The 17,924-nt window shown below is 58.2% G+C and carries 15 protein-coding genes; 9 read left to right on the top strand and 6 right to left on the bottom strand.

Annotation, left to right across the window (positions count from 1 at the left end; translation table 11 throughout):
- Nucleotides 1-34: 34 nt before the first annotated feature.
- Nucleotides 35-745, bottom strand: coding sequence for a dihydromonapterin reductase (folM, locus tag ACYSTU_RS23815; RefSeq protein WP_217879346.1), 711 nt, complete (start codon nt 743-745; stop codon nt 35-37).
- A gap of 58 nt (nt 746-803) precedes the next feature.
- Nucleotides 804-1,373: a putative antibiotic biosynthesis monooxygenase gene (locus tag ACYSTU_RS23810; RefSeq protein WP_217879347.1), complete on the bottom strand. Its 570-nt coding sequence runs from the start codon at nt 1,371-1,373 to the stop codon at nt 804-806.
- A 211-nt stretch (nt 1,374-1,584) separates the two neighbouring features.
- Between ACYSTU_RS23810 and ACYSTU_RS23805 the strand changes: the two genes are divergently transcribed.
- Nucleotides 1,585-2,544 (top strand): MerR family transcriptional regulator, encoded by a 960-nt coding sequence (locus ACYSTU_RS23805; protein ID WP_038861127.1) that lies wholly within the window; start codon nt 1,585-1,587, stop codon nt 2,542-2,544.
- A 3-nt stretch (nt 2,545-2,547) separates the two neighbouring features.
- Here ACYSTU_RS23805 and ACYSTU_RS23800 read toward each other — a convergent pair whose 3' ends face one another.
- Nucleotides 2,548-3,153 carry a hypothetical protein gene (locus ACYSTU_RS23800; protein ID WP_024011639.1) on the bottom strand — a complete coding sequence of 202 codons (606 nt, stop codon included), beginning with the start codon at nt 3,151-3,153 and terminating at the stop codon, nt 2,548-2,550.
- 54 nt (nt 3,154-3,207) lie between these two features.
- Nucleotides 3,208-3,684, bottom strand: a complete 477-nt coding sequence (locus ACYSTU_RS23795) for a PAS domain-containing protein (protein ID WP_016771648.1) — start codon at nt 3,682-3,684, stop codon at nt 3,208-3,210.
- Between the two features lie 152 nt (nt 3,685-3,836).
- Here ACYSTU_RS23795 and ACYSTU_RS23790 point away from each other — a divergent pair, with 152 nt between their 5' ends.
- From ACYSTU_RS23790 to ACYSTU_RS23775, 4 genes are all read left to right on the top strand, one after another.
- Entirely contained in the window at nt 3,837-4,292 is a 456-nt protein-coding gene (locus tag ACYSTU_RS23790) for a flavodoxin (RefSeq protein ID WP_024011641.1), read from the top strand.
- Between the two features lie 175 nt (nt 4,293-4,467).
- Nucleotides 4,468-5,250: a class II aldolase/adducin family protein gene (locus ACYSTU_RS23785; protein ID WP_499001955.1), complete on the top strand. Its 783-nt coding sequence runs from the start codon at nt 4,468-4,470 to the stop codon at nt 5,248-5,250.
- Entirely contained in the window at nt 5,250-6,152 is a 903-nt protein-coding gene (locus tag ACYSTU_RS23780) for an alpha/beta fold hydrolase (RefSeq protein ID WP_499001952.1), read from the top strand. Before ACYSTU_RS23785 ends, ACYSTU_RS23780 begins: the two co-directional genes overlap by 1 nt.
- A gap of 152 nt (nt 6,153-6,304) precedes the next feature.
- Entirely contained in the window at nt 6,305-7,216 is a 912-nt protein-coding gene (locus ACYSTU_RS23775) for an SDR family oxidoreductase (protein ID WP_136491965.1), read from the top strand.
- A gap of 43 nt (nt 7,217-7,259) precedes the next feature.
- Here ACYSTU_RS23775 and ACYSTU_RS23770 read toward each other — a convergent pair whose 3' ends face one another.
- Both ACYSTU_RS23770 and ACYSTU_RS23765 read right to left on the bottom strand, forming a co-directional pair.
- On the bottom strand, nt 7,260-7,520 hold the full coding sequence (locus tag ACYSTU_RS23770; protein WP_016771644.1) for a hypothetical protein: 261 nt from the start codon (nt 7,518-7,520) through the stop codon (nt 7,260-7,262).
- Nucleotides 7,520-7,708: a hypothetical protein gene (locus ACYSTU_RS23765; RefSeq protein ID WP_136491966.1), complete on the bottom strand. Its 189-nt coding sequence runs from the start codon at nt 7,706-7,708 to the stop codon at nt 7,520-7,522. Before ACYSTU_RS23765 ends, ACYSTU_RS23770 begins: the two co-directional genes overlap by 1 nt.
- Before the next feature lie 710 nt (nt 7,709-8,418).
- Between ACYSTU_RS23765 and ACYSTU_RS23760 the strand changes: the two genes are divergently transcribed.
- The 4 genes from ACYSTU_RS23760 to ACYSTU_RS23745 all read left to right on the top strand — a co-directional run bounded on the left by ACYSTU_RS23760 (nt 8,419) and on the right by ACYSTU_RS23745 (nt 17,913).
- Complete coding sequence (locus tag ACYSTU_RS23760; protein WP_038860649.1) at nt 8,419-10,212, top strand: DUF1302 domain-containing protein; 1,794 nt, start codon at nt 8,419-8,421, stop codon at nt 10,210-10,212.
- Nucleotides 10,213-10,235: 23 nt separating this feature from the next.
- Nucleotides 10,236-11,603 carry a DUF1329 domain-containing protein gene (locus ACYSTU_RS23755; protein ID WP_039759308.1) on the top strand — a complete coding sequence of 456 codons (1,368 nt, stop codon included), beginning with the start codon at nt 10,236-10,238 and terminating at the stop codon, nt 11,601-11,603.
- 138 nt (nt 11,604-11,741) lie between these two features.
- Entirely contained in the window at nt 11,742-14,297 is a 2,556-nt protein-coding gene (locus ACYSTU_RS23750) for a LuxR C-terminal-related transcriptional regulator (protein WP_499001946.1), read from the top strand.
- Nucleotides 14,298-14,448: 151 nt separating this feature from the next.
- Nucleotides 14,449-17,913, top strand: a complete 3,465-nt coding sequence (locus ACYSTU_RS23745; RefSeq protein WP_499001943.1) for a dermonecrotic toxin domain-containing protein — start codon at nt 14,449-14,451, stop codon at nt 17,911-17,913.
- Nucleotides 17,914-17,924 lie beyond the last annotated feature (11 nt).

Below are 17,924 nucleotides of genomic sequence, written 5' to 3'. Positions count from 1 at the left end.
GATCTTACTCGACTCGCGGCCGAAGCGGGACGGCCTATTTGACGTGCCGTCCACCGTTGACGGTGAGGGTCGTGCCGGTGACATAGGGATTGTCGAGCAGATAGCGCAGGCTCTGATAGATCACCTCGCTGCCGGGCTCGATACCCAGCGCGGACTTGGCCAGCGCCTTGGTGCGGTACGCCGCGTCATCGTCGGGGTTGAACAATAACAGCGCCGGGGCGATGCCGTTGACCTTGATGGCCGGCGCAAAGCGCGCGGCAAACGACAGGGTCAGACTGTCGAGCCCGGCCTTGCTGGCGCAATAACCGATGTGCTTGCTGCTGCCTTTGCGGGTGACATCGTCGCTGATGTGGATGATGTCGGCAGGCGTCGAGCGCTGCAGCAACTCGGCGCAGTGCAGGTTGATCAGATAAGGCGCGAGCATGTGAATGTTGAACATGCGATTAAAGGCTTGTGCTTCGCTGCCCTGGGTTTCCGCCAGCCATTCGGAGGCGTTGTGCACAATCGCGCGCAAACTGTCGGTGTGCGCTTTCAATGAATCAATGAAGGCCAGTATTCCTGCCTCACTGGAAAAGTCCGCGAACAACGCTGTCGCGCCAAGATCGCGAAGGGCCTGCACGCCCGGTCGCTCGGTGCGGTAAGTGAAAATCAGCGGGTGGCCGTCCTCGATCAAGCGCTGCGCGCAGTGCAAGCCGACACGCTGGCCGGCGCCGGTGATGAGGATCGGGGCTGCGGAATCTGGCATGGGCGGCTCGCATCGCGGTTGAAGCGAAAACTATAACAGGCTCGCCGCCCGCTGCAGATCAGAGATTCTGCGCCGACGGTGCGCCAGCCAATGGCCGCGTCGGCGTGCTGTTCAACCAGTTCGCCAGCAGGCGCGTCGACAACGGGATGAAGAAATACACCATCAGCGGCGTCAGGCACGCCGTGCCGATCAATATCCGCGGCAACAGGCTCAACTCAGCCAGCAGTGGGCCGAGGATAAAGTTGAAAATCAGCGACACCGGGAAAAACGCAAGCCAGATCGCCACGGCCTGTTTCCAGCGCGGTGGGCGTTGCCCGGCAGCACCAAACCAGCCTTCAATGCCGCTGACCCGGTGCTCTTTGGGATGTTGGAACAAATCGCTGCCGCGGTTAAGCCAGGCGGTACGCGACGCCGAGTATTCCCAAGCATGCAGGGTCTGCTCATCGACAAAGCGAAAGATGATCTGGAATTCGTTGTCACCGGGCGGTGGCGCAAGGACGCCGGAACCCAGGTAGCCGGGGAAGTCGGTGGCCAGTTGTTCGCCTTCGCGCAACCATGCAATGAGATCGTGATAGCGGCCATCAGCGACGCGACGCGCTACCATCAACGTAACGGGGGAAGTAGACATTTTGTATCTCCGTATTTCGAGCGCGTCGTTCCGGGTAGGAACTTCGCCTGACGCAGGCCGGGGTAGAGGCCTGCGCTTTACAACAAGCAAGGATTATTCCTGATTTTGTCGATTAAACCAGCCATATTCGTCGCAGATCACTACTTGAAGGTTTCCAGTCCATCATGTTTAAAATGGGATCCAATAAACCGACATGGAAGTTGACCGCCAGATGCCTGTAATCACGGATACTCGCCCGGCCTCAACAGCACCCGGCACGCTCGAACGCGAAGAGCTGTTCCCCATCCGCGAAGTGGCGCGCCTCACCGGCGTCAATCCGGTGACCCTGCGGGCCTGGGAGCGTCGCTACGGATTGATCCAGCCGACCCGCACCGAAAGCGGGCATCGTTTGTATTCCATGAACGATATCGAGCGTGTTCGCAGCATCGTCGACTGGATCGATCGCGGCGTGGCCGTGAGCAAAGTCGGCAAGATCCTGGCGAAAACAGAGCCTCTGAAGGTGCTGGCAAACTTTATCCCCGATGATCATGTGCAGGCCGATTACAAGCAATGGCAGGAGCAGGTTCAGCAGGCGGTCAGTGAGTTCGACGATCAGCAGCTGGATCGCGTCTACGGACAGATTTTCTCGTCGTACACGCTGCCAGTGGTGTTCGAAGCCATCATCATGCCGTTGTGGCGGCAATTGCTGCAGCGCCAGGACGCTTTCGGGCAAACCAGCGAATGGTTGTTTCTCGACGGATTTCTCAGGGCGCGCGTGCTGCAGCGCATCGTCATGCTGCGGGGGGCTCAACCGCGCCGGGTGGTCGTCAGTGCGCTTGCGGGGCAATGCAGAGAGCTTGAGTTGCTGGTCGCGGCGCTGTTTCTCAGTGGCAACGATTCTGGCGTGCGGGTGCTGACTACGGGCCAGCCTTTCGATGAATTGACGCTGGTCTGCGAAAAGGTCAAGCCTGACGCGCTTGTGCTGTTTTCAAACCATGCCCCCGGTCCGGAGCTGCCCCGGCGCCTGAATCGTCTGGCACTGAGTCTGGATTGCCAATTGATGCTGGCTGGCGATGCCTCGGAACTGGCCGAAGACAGCCTGGCCGGTTCATCGGTGGCATGCCTGGGAAATGAGGGCGCGACAATGCGTCAACGCATGAAGCAATTCATGGCAGGCAAACTGGATACCTGAAACTCAGGCGTGAAGGGCGGGGTGGGTCAGGCGATGCTGTTGCAGGATGAACTGGCGCAAGCGCTCGGTTTCGTCGGCATCGGTCTGGCTCAGTTCGTAGGCGAAGAAACCTTGCTCGGTCTCACGCTCGAAATGGCCGCGCAACGAAATGCGCTCATAACCGGAAGGGCTGAACCACAGGGCGAAATGTTTCGGTGGTTTGGTCTTGTTGCGCACTTCCAGCAACACACCTTTGTGCGATACCTCGTGTACCCACAGCGTGCCGGGCTGGCCTTTGGCGTTTTCCAGCGCCACCGGCTCTTCCAGTACCAGGCGCCATGGGCGCACCATCGGGCCGTCTTCGTAGATGCTCGGCACACCGAGACGCAGATGCAGCGCGTGGAACTCGTCTTCCACCAGATGCAGCGGAAAAGTCATCTGTTGATTTTCGAAGTTGGCCTGGATCGTCACCTGCTCGTGAGCAGCCAGACGTGTCAGCAGGTCACGGATCTGCGAACCACCATTAACCAGCAGACTCGACGTTGCATCCCGCACGTTAAGTTGCGGGTTGTGCTGCATGGTCTGGATGAAATCCAGCTCGTCCTGGGTGAGGAGGGCGTCGCGTTGCATGGCTAACTCGAAGTGAATAGTTACAAAGTCATTGGTGATTGTAGTTAATGACCATCAGTTCGCGGTTTTGTTTGCGCCGTTCGTCGCTTTCAACGCCGCTAGCTCGCTTTGCAGCGCCGCCACTTGTGCTTCCAGCTGCGCAACCCGCTGCTGCGCCTTGACCTGAAGCGTTACATCTTTTTGCACGCCGATGAAATAAGTCTGCCCGTCATCGGCATTTTTTATCGTCGACAATGACAATTCGTTCCAGAACGGCGTGCCATCCTTGCGATAGTTGCGCAGGATCTCCCGGCAGGAACCGCCTTCACGCAATGTCTCGCGAATAAGCTGCAGACTTGGTTGATCACGGTCTCCAGCCTGCAAAAAACGACAGTCCTGGTAGAGGATTTCCTCACTGCTATAACCGGTCATGCGCTCGAAGGCAGGGTTGACGTAAATAAGGATGTTGTCCTGCTCGCCTTCCTTTTCAGCGACCACGATTCCGTCATTCGACGCATTAATCACCATTTGCAGCAGGCTGGCGTTGATCATCCGAGAATCCCTTCCGTTATGTCAGTGGCAGGCATTCTAGAAGAAAGCCGCGGACTGTCTATAGGCCAGCAGCTTGCATTGAGAGCCAATCGCAACTTCGCGGCATGGGCTGTTACTATCGCGGCTCTTTTTTCAGTTCCAGGATCAGATTGATGAAAGTCGCCATCCTCTCAGGTTCGGTCTACGGCACCGCCGAAGAAGTCGCCCTCCACGCCCAGAACCTGCTGAAAGCCGCCGGCTTTGAAACCTTCTACAACTCGCGCGCCGCGTTGGCCGATATTCAGGCGTTCGGTCCCGAGGCCCTTCTCGCTGTGACTTCGACCACTGGCATGGGCGAGTTGCCAGACAACCTGCAACCGTTGTATTCGACCCTGCACGATCAGTTGCCGGCTTCGTTGCGCGGCCTGCCCGGCGCGGTGATCGCCCTCGGTGATGCCAGCTATGGCGACACCTTCTGCGGCGGTGGCGAGCAGATGCGCGAACTGTTTGCCGAACTGGGGGTAAACGAGGTTCAGGAAATGCTGCGCATCGACGCCAGCGAAAGCGTCACGCCGGAAACCGATGCCGAGCCGTGGCTGGCGCAATTGATTGAAGCGCTCAAGGGCTGATTGCGAGCAATAATTGCTGCACCTTCTAAGCGTTGTTGCATTGCAACGGATCCAGGCTGTTTGCCCGGCTGACTCGTTCAGTCATCAAGCTGGCTGCCAATGCAACTACGCGATGCCCTGCGCCTGACTAGACTGCTGACACGAGCAGAACAAGAAGAACGCAGAGGTGCATACAGTGAGCGTAGCCCCCGTCCAATCGTCACCGAACGTCAAAGATCAGGTCAGCGCTGCCGAGTGGCAGACCCGTGTCGATCTTGCCGCCTGTTATCGCTTGGTCGCGCTGCACGGCTGGGACGATCTGATCTTCACGCATATCTCGGCCAAGGTGCCCGGCACCGAAGATTTCCTGATCAATCCGTTTGGCCTGATGTTCCACGAGATCACTGCTTCGAGCCTGGTGAAAGTCGATCAGGCCGGCAACAAACTCATGGACAGCCCGTACGAAATCAACCCCGCCGGTAACACCATTCACAGCGCCGTCCACGAAGTGCGCCACGATGTGGTTTGCGTGCTGCATACGCACACTGCGTCAGGCGTTGCAGTGTCGGCGCAAAGGCAGGGGGTGCTGCCGATCAGTCAACAGTCACTGTTTGTGTTGTCGAGCCTGGCCTATCACGCCTACGAGGGCGTGGCCCTGAACCATGAAGAAAAGGCGCGCCTGCAAGCCGACCTCGGCGACAACAGTTTCCTCATGCTGCACAACCACGGTCTGCTCACCTGTGGTGGCACCATTGCCGATACCTTTCTGATGATGTTCACCTTCCAGCGAGCCTGCGACATTCAGGTCATGGCGCAGACTGGAGGTGCCGAACTGATCGCCATCGAACCGCAGATTCTCGCCGGCGCCAAGGCAATGATTGCCGGCGTCACCAAGAGCGCTCAAGGCATGGGCGGCGCGCTGGCGTGGCCGGCGCTGCTGCGCAAACTCGACCTGCAGGATCCGGGGTATAAATTCTAATGCCGCTCGCCGAGATTCCTCTGAGTGTCTGGCGCAAGCGCAGCCGGACTTTTGTCTTTCGTGGCCAGTCGATCCGCTACTGGACAGTCGGGCAGGGTGAACCGCTGTTGCTGATTCACGGTTTTCCCACCGCCAGTTGGGATTGGCATTACCTGTGGCAGCCACTGGCGCAGCGTTATCAGGTGATCGCCTGCGACATGCTCGGTTTCGGCGATTCGGCAAAACCGCGCAATCACACCTATAGCCTGCTGGAACAGGCCGATCTGCAACAGGCACTGCTCGCCCATCTGCAGGTTGAACAAGCCGTGCACATCCTCGCTCACGACTACGGCGACAGCGTCGCTCAGGAACTGCTCGCGCGGCATTACGAAAAACGCATCGAAGTTGCCAGTTGCGTATTCCTTAATGGCGGTCTATTTCCGGAAACCCATCGTCCGTTGCTGATGCAGAAACTGCTGCTCAGCCCGATTGGCTGGCTGCTTGGCCGCGCCTTCAGCCGTGAGGCGTTGGTCAAAGGTTTCCGGCAGATCTTCGGCCCGCAGACCCAGCCCACTGAAAGCGAACTGGATGATTACTGGAGCCTGGTCGACAGCAACCATGGCCCGCGCATCATGCACAAATTGATCACTTACATTCCTGAGCGCCGGGTGCAGCGCGAGCGCTGGGTGGCGGCCATGCAGCGTGGTGATATCCCTTTGCGGGTCATTGACGGTGCAGTCGATCCGATCTCCGGCGTGCACATGGTCGAGCGATATCGCGAACTGATCCCTGATGCAGACACCGTGCTCTTACCCGGCATCGGCCACTATCCGCAAACCGAGGTGCCGGCGCTGGTGCTCAAGCACTATCTGGCGTTTCGCGATCGTCTGGTATTGCCTCCGCGCAAAGTGGCTTACTCCTGATTCTCGCCGAGAGCACGGGCTCTCGGCGTCCTGACACTCGATCATCCCTCAGCCTTATCGCGCACCATTCAGCCGCAGCCGTGTTCGTTGTGACCCAAAGCGCCGTGCCTGACACTCGGGGCAATATCCCTTGGCCTGCTGGAGTTGCCGCGATGAATGAACCTGTGCGTTTCGAAGATAAAGTCGTGATTGTCACCGGCGCCGGTGGCGGCCTCGGGCGTGCCCATGCGCTGCTGTTCGCCAGGCACGGCGCCAAAGTGCTGGTCAACGATCTCGGTGGCTCGACGCAGGGCGAGGGCGCCAATGCTTCGGCTGCCGACCGCGTAGTGGCGGAAATCCGTGAGGCCGGCGGTATTGCCGAAGCCAACCACGACTCGGTGACTGACGGCGACAAACTGGTACAGAACGCCCTCGATGCCTTCGGCCGCGTCGACGTCGTGGTGAACAACGCCGGGATCCTGCGCGACAAGTCATTTCACAAGATGGACGACGCCGACTGGGATCTGGTCTATCGCGTCCACGTCGAAGGCGCCTACAAGGTTACCCGTGCCGCCTGGCCGCATCTGCGCGAGCAAAACTACGGTCGCGTGATTTTCACTGCGTCGACTTCTGGCATTTACGGTAATTTCGGTCAGTCCAACTACGGCATGGCCAAACTCGGGCTTTACGGGTTGACCCGAACGCTGGCGATCGAAGGGCGCAAGAACAACATTCTGGTCAACGCCATCGCCCCGACCGGCGGCACGCGCATGACCGAGGGCCTGATCCCGCCGCAAGTATTCGAGCAATTGAAGCCGGAACTGGTCAGCCCGCTGGTGGTGTATCTGGCCAGCGAGCAATGCGAGGAAACGTCCGGCCTGTTCGAAGTCGGCGGCGGCTGGATGGGCAAGGTGCGCTGGGAACGCAGCCTCGGTGCCGGCTTCGATCCGCGCGAGGGGTTCTCGCCGGAAGACGTCGCGGCGCACTGGCAGCAGATTTGTGATTTCGAAGGGGCGGCGCACCCGAAGGACAATATTGAAGCGTTGAAGGAAATGATGGCGAATTTGCAGAAGTATTCGATTTGAAATTAACGGAGCCACCAACCCTCGCGGCGGGTGGCTCCAGTTTTCAAATGTATCTTTTTTCTGTCATGAACTTGGGCGGCTTCCAGTTAGGTCCCTTGATAGCTAGGCCCTTTTCTCCCTCCAGTAAAATCCCGGCAGCGAAGAGCCGAGCGTACGATGCTTCCAGGGTCCCATACTCGTCGATCAGGTCTCGATTGTGGCGTCTGATCATCATGTCCAGATGTGGCGTTGCCTGAAGTAACGCGAACACCGTGACTATGTCATCCAGAGGTTCATTTTTAACAATCATCTCAACGGTGCTCATTACCACATCTCCTTCAGCAATTTCTGGTAATCACGTTCTTCCTGCTCCATTGCTGCAGCCAGTGCTTCGGGCGTGTAGAGAAGCTCGTCAGGGTTGAAACTACGCCCACTGTGCTTCCCCTCTTCGGTCGCCCCGCATAAGGATTGAATGTGTAATGCATCCAGTTCTAACGGTGGAGGCTTTGGCATATTCATGTCCTTTTGAATGTGCGTTTTCACTCGCTCGAAAAGTGCGCACGGGTGGCGATGACGTCCGTGTCACCAGCGAATGGTTGAGGTGTTTCAAGTTACCTCAGAGTGGCGGTAATCAAATCCGAGAAGCCCGTCAGTAACAGGGCGTTATGTCGAAAGGGTTTTCACGGGTTTTTATCGATGCAGAGGGTATTCATCCGAGCTTCGAAGAAATGTCTGACGCGCTGATCGGAAGCGTTACCGAACCGCTATCCAGCCTTTTTAAACGCCCATAAAAAAGGCCGCTGCAAACGCAGCGGCCAAGGTAAGACGTTGGATCAAGGAGCTACAAATCAACGTCAGTGAACAGCGGGGCGGTAAACCGAAAACATCGATTTATCCAGAATCTGTAGCCAGTCGCTCGCGATTCAGCGTAGCGGGCTTCGCGCTTTGCGGCGTGTGCCGGGAAAGCGCGCTCAGAATAAGGTCTCAAGCCTGTAGGAAAAATACCGATTCCAGACATGCACTGTTACGGGGCGCGCAACAGTGGGGTGCCCATGAATGGCGCTGATGATGCGCCATCCAGCCAGCCCATGAACCGCTCAAGGCCCCGCGCTACAAGGCCATTCATCCTTTCGAGCGACAACGCAAATACCTCCTTGGTGCGCTTATCGACCGCAGCGACCGGCAGTAGGGTGGGGCCTTCTGTCACTCACCGGGGAAGACGCATGACAAAAACAACAATGCGCGCCATCTTCACACCGCAGGCGCTTGCCGCTGCGGTGGCTCTGGGTTGCGGCGCCCAGGCGCACGCGGTCGCCTTCAACATCGGCGAAATCGAAGGCACCTTCGACTCGTCACTTTCGGTCGGCGCGAGCTGGGGCCTGCGCGATGCCGACAGTTCGCTGGTCGGCACGGTCAATGGCGGCAGCGGACAATCGTCCACCGGTGATGACGGGCGCCTGAATTTCAAGAAGGGCGAAACCTTCTCGAAAATCTTCAAGGGTATCCACGACCTCGAACTGAAGTACGGCGATACCGGCGTGTTCGTGCGGGGCAAATACTGGTACGACTTCGAACTCAAGGACGAAGACCGCGAGTTCAAACAGATCAGCGACAGCGGCCGCAAGGAAGGCGCCAAGTCTTCCGGCGCGCAGATCCTCGATGCCTTCGTCTATCACAACTACGCCATCGCTGATTTGCCCGGCACCGTGCGGGCCGGCAAGCAGGTGGTGAGCTGGGGCGAAAGTACCTTCATCGGCAACTCGATCAACAGCATCAACCCGGTCGACGTCTCGGCATTCCGCCGTCCTGGTGCGGAGATCAAGGAAGGCCTGATTCCGGTGAACATGCTGTTTGGTTCGCAGAGTCTGACCGACAAACTTTCGGTCGAAGGCTTCTACCAACTGGAGTGGGACCAGACCGTTCTCGACAACTGCGGCACGTTCTTTGGCGTCGACGTCGCGGCGGACGGTTGCAACAACGGCTACACCGTCGGCAGTCCGGCGGTGGCGCCACTGGTGCCGCTGACCACCGCGTTCGGCCAAGGCATTCAGGTCACCCGCGAGGGCGTGGTGATTCCCCGTGGCGGCGATCGCGATGCGCGCGATTCCGGGCAGTGGGGCACGGCGCTGCGCTGGCTCGGCGAAGACACCGAGTACGGCCTCTACTTCATGAACTACCACAGCCGTACGCCGACGGTCGGCACCACCACGGCGGGGCTGTCGACACTGGCGGCATTGCCAGGCATGGTCGGCATTGCCAACGGCCTCGCGCCTGGCAGCGGTGCGGGGCTGGCGCAAAGCGTGATGCTCGGGCGCGGTCAGTATTACCTCGAATACCCGGAAGACATTCGCCTGTACGGCGCCAGTTTTTCCACCACGCTGCCCACCGGCACCGCGTGGACCGGCGAGGTCAGCTACCGGCCGAACGCGCCGGTGCAGGTCAACACCAACGACCTGACCCTGGCACTGGTCAACCCGATTGCCGGCGGCACCGCATCGCCACTCGCTACTTCGCCGGGTGCGGACAACAAAGGCTACCGGCGCAAGGAAGTCACGCAAATCCAGAGCACCCTCACACACTTCTTCGATCAGGTGCTCGGCGCCGAACGCCTGACCGTAGTCGGTGAAGCGGCGGTGGTGCATGTCGGTGGTCTGGAGTCCCGCAGTGAGCTGCGTTACGGCCGTGATTCGGTGTACGGCCAGTATGGTTTCGGCGGCGATACCGACGGCTTCGTCACCTCGACTTCGTGGGGCTATCGCGCCCGGGCGATTCTCGATTACGCCAACGTCATCGGCGGGATCAACCTCAAGCCCAACCTGTCGTGGTCCCATGACGTCGCCGGTTACGGCCCCAACGGTCTGTTCAACGAAGGTGCGAAAGCCATCAGCTTCGGCGTCGATGCCGACTACCGCAACACCTACACCGCAAGCCTGAGTTACACCGACTTTTTCGGTGGCGACTACAACGTCCTCGAAGACCGTGACTTCGTGGCCCTGAGCTTCGGCGTGAACTTCTGATCTGCCCGAGAAGGATGACTGCAATGCGCAAAACGATTCTGCAATGTGGCGTGCTGGCCTTGAGTCTGCTGGCGGCCAACGTGATGGCGGCGGTGTCGCCGGATGAGGCGAACAAACTCGGCACCAGCCTGACCCCGCTCGGCGCCGAGAAGGCCGGCAATGCGGACGGTTCGATTCCGGCCTGGACCGGCGGCATCCCGAAAAACGCCGGTGCGGTGGACAGCAAGGGCTTCCTCGCCGACCCGTTTGCCAACGAAAAACCGTTGTTCACCATCACCGCCGCGAACGTCGAGCAGTACAAAAGCAAGCTCTCCGATGGCCAGGTGGCGATGTTCAAACGCTACCCGGAAACCTACAAGATCCCGGTCTACCCGACCCACCGCACCGTGGGGGCACCAGCGGAAATCTATGAGTCGGCCAAGCGCAGCGCGCTGAACGTCAACGCGATCAACGACGGCAACGGCTTGGCTAATTTCACCGGCAATCGCTACTACGCTTTCCCGATTCCGAAGAACGGCGTCGAGGTGCTGTGGAACCACATCACCCGTTATCACGGTGGCAATCTGCGGCGGATCATTACCCAGGTCACGCCGCAGACCAACGGCAGCTACACGCCGATCCGCTTCGAAGAAGAGATCGCCGTGCCGCAACTGATGAAAGACATCGACCCGGAAAAAGCCGCCAACGTGCTGACCTTCTTCAAGCAATCGGTGACCGCCCCGGCGCGGCTGGCCGGTAACGTGCTGCTGGTGCACGAAACCCTCGATCAGGTGAAGGAACCGCGTCTGGCGTGGATCTATAACGCCGGTCAACGCCGGGTCCGGCGCGCACCCCAAGTGGCCTATGACGGCCCGGGTACAGCGGCCGATGGCCTGAGGACTTCCGACAACTTCGACATGTTCTCCGGCGCGCCGGATCGCTATGACTGGAAACTGGTCGGCAAGAAGGAAATGTACATTCCCTACAACAGCTACAAGCTCGACTCGCCGAAGCTCAAGTACGACGACATCGTCAAGGCCGGGCACATCAATCAGGACCTGACCCGTTACGAACTGCACCGCGTCTGGGAAGTGATCGGCACGGTGAAACCGAACGAGCGGCACATCTACGCCAAGCGCCACATGTACATCGACGAGGACAGCTGGCAAGTGGCACTGGCCGATCACTACGACGGTCGCGGGCAACTGTGGCGCGTCGCCGAAGGTCACGCGCAGTACTACTACGATCATCAGGCCCAGGCATACACGCTGGAAGCGCTCTACGACATCATCGCCGGCCGCTACATTGCGTTGGGCATGAAGAACGAAGAGAAGCACAGCTTCGAATTCGGCTTCGAAGCCAAGGCCGCCGATTACACACCATCGGCTCTGCGCGCCGAGGGCGTACGGTAACGGGTCTGCTGTACCGCTGGACAAAAGGCGACCGCACGGTCGCCTTTTTTATGGCCATCAATCAGCGTGCTGAATACTTGTCAACAAGGGCGCGGGAGAGGGCTAGGGTGAGCGCACAACGATAAGAAGGCTCACCCGATGACCGCCATGACCCCGTGCCTGGATCGACCCGGATTTTTGCCCAGGCTTTCTTCGCATCATCAACCTCGCAGCCGTTTGAGCACACCTTTGCTGGCATCCAGCGCGCGGGTGAAGCTGTTGTGCGCGCCCGCAGGCAGTGGCAAAACCGCACTGCTCACCGAATGTCTTCTTCAGGTGCGTGCAGAGTGCGAGGCCATCTGGCTGCCGCTGGCGGGCGCGGCGCTCAGCAGCGAAGAATTCTGCCAGCGTCTGACGCGGGCGCTCGGGCTGGTCGAAGGCCTTGACGATACGCAACTGATGGCGGAACTGGCCCATTGGTCGAGGCCGACTTCGCTGTTTGTGGACGATTACAGTCGTCTGCCGGATCCGGCAATGGATACTCTGCTGGATCGCTTGCTGGCGGTCAGCAGCCCGGCGCTCACCTGGTGGATCAGCACTCGGCGCCGGCCGCAGTGCAACTGGCCGCGGCTGTTGCTCGATGACGAACTCTACGAATTCGAAAGCGCCAGCCTGGCGCTGACTCACGATGAAGTGGTATCGGTGCTGCACCATTTGCCGCCAGACCAGGCCGAGCGTGTCGCTGCCCGTATCATCCAGCGTACCGGCGGCTGGTGCGCGGGGGCGCGCATGGCGCTCCTGCAAAAGTGCGACTGGTCGCAAAACCTGCAGCCGCAGCAGCGTGTCGACACTCTGCTCGATTATCTGCAGCACGAACTGTTCAGCAACCTGACCCCGGAGCAGGACGAGGCATGGCGTGTGCTGGCTCATCTGCCACGGTTCAACGCGCCGTTATGCGAGCATTTGTTCGGCCCTGGCGAAGGCGCTCAGTTGCTGCGTGATCTGCAAGTGCTGGGCTGCTTCATCGAGCCTTGGCAAGCGTCCGCTGACTGGCTCCAGGTGTTCCGCCCGCTGTCGCGAATCATCCAGGAATCGCATTGGCCGTGCGCGCGTTCTTGGCACCGGCGCGCCTGTCAGTGGTTCAGCGCGACGCAGGATTGGCGAGCGGCGTTCGAACAAGCGTTGTTGGCCGAGGAATACGAAACTGCCGTCAGCCTGTTGCAGCATTTCAGCTTCGAAGACTTGTTCGAAGACCAGACGGTCGTCCTGCTGTTGCGTTTGCACGAGCAGCAAAGCCAGCAGCTGACCCTGATGACACCCCAGCTGATCGTGCTGGTCACGGGCGCCTTATTGTTTGCCGGCCGGTTCGAACAGGCCGGGCAATGCCTGGCTCATCTCGGCCGCTTCATGCCGCAGCCGACAGCGCAACTGGAGCAGCAGCTGCTGGCCCGCTGGCAGGCGCAACAGGGATGGCTGTTTCACCTGCAAGGGCAAATGGAGCCGGCACGCGCCTGCTTTCAGGAGGCGTTGTCTGCACTGGCTGACGATGCCTGGCAGGCCCGTGTGATGTGCTTGTCGGGACTGACCCAGCAGGCGTTGCTGTGCGGTGAGCTCGATCAGGCCCATGCCCTCAACCGCGAGGCGCTGTGCCTGGCGCGGGCTCACGGCTCGTTGCTGTTCGAAGGCTTGCTTGAGCTTGACCATGCGCAATGGCTCGAGCAGCGAGGCGCGCCTTTGCGTGCGGAAAGCCTGCTGGTGGAGATCGAGCACTTGCTGCGTCAGCGCAGCATGGTGCCCACGCCGCTGCTCGGCCGTATCGCCTTGCGACGCGGACGACTGGCGCTGTGCATGGGCCTTGAAGAGCAGGCTGCGCAGTTGTTCAGCCAGGGTCTTGAAGATTGCCTGCGCAGTGCAGACAAACGAGTCTTGTACGGCTACCTCGGGCAGGCGCAACTGGCCGGCAATCGCGGCGATTATGCCTGCGCTTTCGAGCGCCTGCGCGAGGCCGAAAGGGTCATGCAGCAGCGGCAGATTCCCGATACGGTCTATCGCGGTGTTGTGTTGCAGGTCAGCAGCCAGTTCTGGTTGCAGCAGGGCCGACCGCATCTTGTGCAAGAAGCGTTGAGCCGACTGTTACGGCATTACCGGGGACCTTCTGCGTTGCAGGCGCCACCCGCGACGTTCGAACTGATTATTCGCATCGAATACCTGCTGGCCTGCGCGAATGCGCAATCGATCCCTGACGAAACCGCTCTGCCCACCATTGAACGATTGCTGAAACGCGCTCAGGCCAAAGGCATGTTGGCGGCGGAAACGGAGTTGCTGCTGGCCTTCGCCCAGTTGGCCGAATTGCACGGTGACACGGTGGCGGCGCAGCAAGCTTTCCAGCGAGCCGCAATGCTGGCGGAGCGCTGCCGGTTGCAGCAAGCCATGCGCGAGTGGGAATTACGCCGAGGCAGCGCCGGCACGGCGTCTGGCAAGCAGATTCCTGTCTGGCTGAGCGATAACGCTGATCATGCCCCGGGCCTCAGTCGACGCGAGCGCGAAGTGCTGACATTGATTGCTCAAGGTGCTTCGAATCAGCAGGTTGCCGAACAACTGTTTATTTCATTGCATACAGTAAAAACCCATGCGCGACGTATTAATGGAAAGTTGGGTGTGGAGCGCAGAACTCAAGCGGTGGCAAAAGCAAAGTTGATGGGGATACTGATTTAGATTATGAAGTTTTGCAGTACAAAAGATTGCATGTGTTTGTTGGCATGTTTTGTAAATTGTTCGCCCTTCAAGTTGCCTGGAAAAGAAACTACCTTGCAGCTATCTACAGCGGCTGTGTTCGCAGCTCTGGATAGTCAAGTAAGGAAAAGATGTGGTCAAGTTATATAAAAGTCTGATGCGTGGTTCTTTGGGTGAGCAAGTTACCTGGCCTGAAGAGTGGGAAAAGGCAATCCAGGCAAAGGAAGATCTATTCAAGATCGTCGACGCCATGCCGAGCGTGCTGGATATTCTTCGCAGCATGCTTGACAGTGAATTGAAGCGTTTGGGCAAGACAATCGATATTGACAATGTTTACATCAATACGGACTCGGCTTTTCCCGATAATGGAAGTCGTCCTTCTGGCACTCTTTGGGAAGTGACTGTTCATTGTCTTGATAATAATGTCAGCCCCGCTTACATAATGGGCGGTGATGGGGTTTATTCTCTGCCGGACACGCGGAATGAGCAGTTCAAGGTCAATGCTCTCAATGTCCTTATTGTCGAGGATCTGATTGCTGCGGTGACCACCGGGTTGCAAAAGACATTGCAAACCGAGATCGCAAAGTTCTGGGCGGCGCCAGTCAGGTCCATGAGACCGGACACGGCACCGTTGTCCAATAAGCAGGCTTTCATCGAAGCCTGCGCCGTGGTCACCAGTGCAGAGCTTTCGCTGTCGGTCATGGCCAACAATTTTGACGCCTGGTTGGGCGAGCGATTCGCTCATCTGCTCGACGCAGATGGCGGTCGCGCAGCGTTTGAAGTCAGGCTGCAACCTGAACGGGATTACCTGCTGTCGCTTCAGCCTTGTTTCGTTCTGGACAACGCCGAGCGTGCGGATGCAGAAATGCCGCTGGTGAATGAGTCAACCTCTTATCTCCTGCATACGCCGGAGAACGGCTTTGAATTTTTTGAAAAAAATATCGATCTGCATAGCAAACTTCAGCAGCGACTGTCCCTGGGTGGAGACCAGATCAGGTATCTGAAAGCTGCGCAAAGTCCTCATGCGTTTTGTGCCGAGGCTCACCTCAAAGGTCAGCTTGAAAGTGTTTCACTCTTGATCGGCGGCCAGGAACAACTGGCAAAACCGCTGACTTCCATGCTGCAGGACAATCAAGGCCTGCATGTGCTGCGTTACGGCATCGAAACCCGCTTCTATCTGCTTTGGGCTGCATTGAAACGCACCGACTGGCCGCTATGGCTGCATGCCGCGGGTAGCGATATGCAACAGCGCTATAGCGAGCTTGAAGAGTCGCGGGATCAATACCAGGCTGTCTACTCAAACACCTTCGATGCATGTTTTTCATTCAAGGATTATGTAGTGCGCACATTCGCCGAATGGGCGGACAGGGTACTTGGTGAACAACTGGATCCGGAATCGATAAGTGTCCATAGCTCGTACAGTCTGCAAATTGCCGGGCGTACTATCGAACAGGAAGAAACCCGGACGCTGACGGAGTTTATTGTTTTCGGGCTGCACGACACTGGTTATAAAGCGGCTCTGACTATCATCGGCGCTCCTGCCGGAAGTCGGCTGACGGCAGTAGCGCTTGAACAGTGGCTGGAAAATCGTAACCTGCGACTGGAATTTACCGGCAGTCTTGCATACTCGCCCTCGGTGGCTTACCAGGAGGCTTATCGCAACTATCTCTGCAGTCAGATGGAGTTCGCGGCTTTTGTTGCTCGTCACTCCGGGAAACTGGATTCCACTGATGCCAATATTATCGCGCGGGCCATGGCCAATGATCCTGCGGTGACGGTTCAGGGAATGCGAATCCGATCCCAGGTGCCGGCGTTGAAAGAGGTCCTGATCATTTCGGCCCGAGAGTATGTACCGTCGCTGATGTTGATCAAAACGGCTGCCGGTGAATTCGAACTGCATAAATTTGCCGATATCTACGCGGCAAACCGCTGGCTGGAGTCGGCATTGTCCGCTGATCGTGAATACGCTGCATTGCTGATCCATCCGGACTATCTGCACGAAGCGGGTGAGTTGCTCGGCAGCGCTCGTACACAACTGAGCTATCGCTATACGCTCGATAGCCGACCGGTTGATCTCGGCCTGAATCCCAAAGCACCCTTGGCGGACTACGCGAATGTCGCCTACCGCGCCGAAGTTGCCCTGCACAAAGCCATTGCACCGGCCGGTTATCGCGCGCTTGGCTTCGAGGGCCGCAAGCGCTATTCGCGTCTGAGCACCGAATTCAAGGCACTGTCCATGGTTGAGGCGCGAGACAATGGTTTTCCGACATTCGAGCAATTCACTTACGACTCGGTGAAAGCTCAGATCGAAGACATTTTGCGTTCGCGTGGCAGTTACGTTTCGGTCAATCCCGACCAGATCATTGTGCAAACCGAAGACTTTCGTAAGAGCGTTACCGACGTTTTGCTTGAAGGACTCGCTTTTGAAGCGGCGCATCCAGCCTACGAAACGAAATTCAGCCCGAAATACTATTTGGTCAACGGCCATCCCATCGTTGAAAAACTGGACATCCGCGACCTTTCCTCGCTGTCGAAAACATTCCGACCCGGCGACAGATATACCGCGATGCTGAAAGAGCAATATCAGAACAAGGCGCATCCTGATTACTCATTCAAACGCGCTGTACACGCCCGGAAAATCCGCTGTGAGATGTACCGCAATGCATTTGCCGACTATACCAACGGCAGATTAACCACTGAATCTTTCTCTGCTGTCGAACGGATTATCGACAATCTGAAAGAAGGTGGCGGCTATCCATCAATCGTCAATAGCGTCTCCGAAGGCGACATCGGGCTGTATAAATTCAACATCGGCACGCTGGGTCTGACGGCTGCCGGTGACCGTACAGTTGGCGGCGTTTATATTTTTCGACTGAAGTTATCGTCAGGTTTCTTCGACTTGCTCTATACGCCTGACGCGCCGGATCAAGTCAGCTTCCGGCCGATCGCTGATTTCATTCCTTCGATTCGTTTTCGCAAAGGCCCGTTCAGGACCTACTACAGCGAGCGGATACTGCTGATTGACCAGAAAGTGATCAATGATTACTTCGATAATCTGGTCGCAACGGTTGATACCCGACCGGTCATTCGCACGCAGCAGCGTTCGTTACTGCCCGATCTGTTCACTTTCCACGACGAGCGAGTGCGCCGTGTATTGAGTGACATCGACGAACGGACCACCAGTCTCAATGAAATAATTGCCGCCCTGGTTTATGAAAACCTGTTGAAGGCCGCAAACATCGTCAGCCTGGTGGTGCCACCCGTAGGCACTGTGGTGGTGGCTGTGCAGGTGATGAAAAGCATCTACGACGCGTCGCAGTCGCACCGACGGGGTGATTATTCCGCCGCGCTGGGGCATGTGCAGGATGTATTGAGCGGATTGCTGACATTGGGTCAGGCTGCAGCGGCGGGGGCGCCGGTTAAAGAACTTACCCGTGCGCAACGCTCGTTTCTAAGTCTGTTTGAAGACGCCCGCACGGTCGCGGAACTCGTCACGTATTACACCGGCCATGAAGACCCCGCCGATGAGCTGATCGGTTTCTTCAAGTCACTGATGCAAGAGGGTGACAGCGCATTGAGCAAGACCACGGTGCGTTGAGTCGTTTCGAG

The sequence above is a fragment of the Pseudomonas glycinis genome (assembly GCF_054871425.1).
The sequence above is the reverse complement of the archived record's forward strand: the minus strand, read 5'-3'. Positions and strand labels throughout refer to the sequence as shown.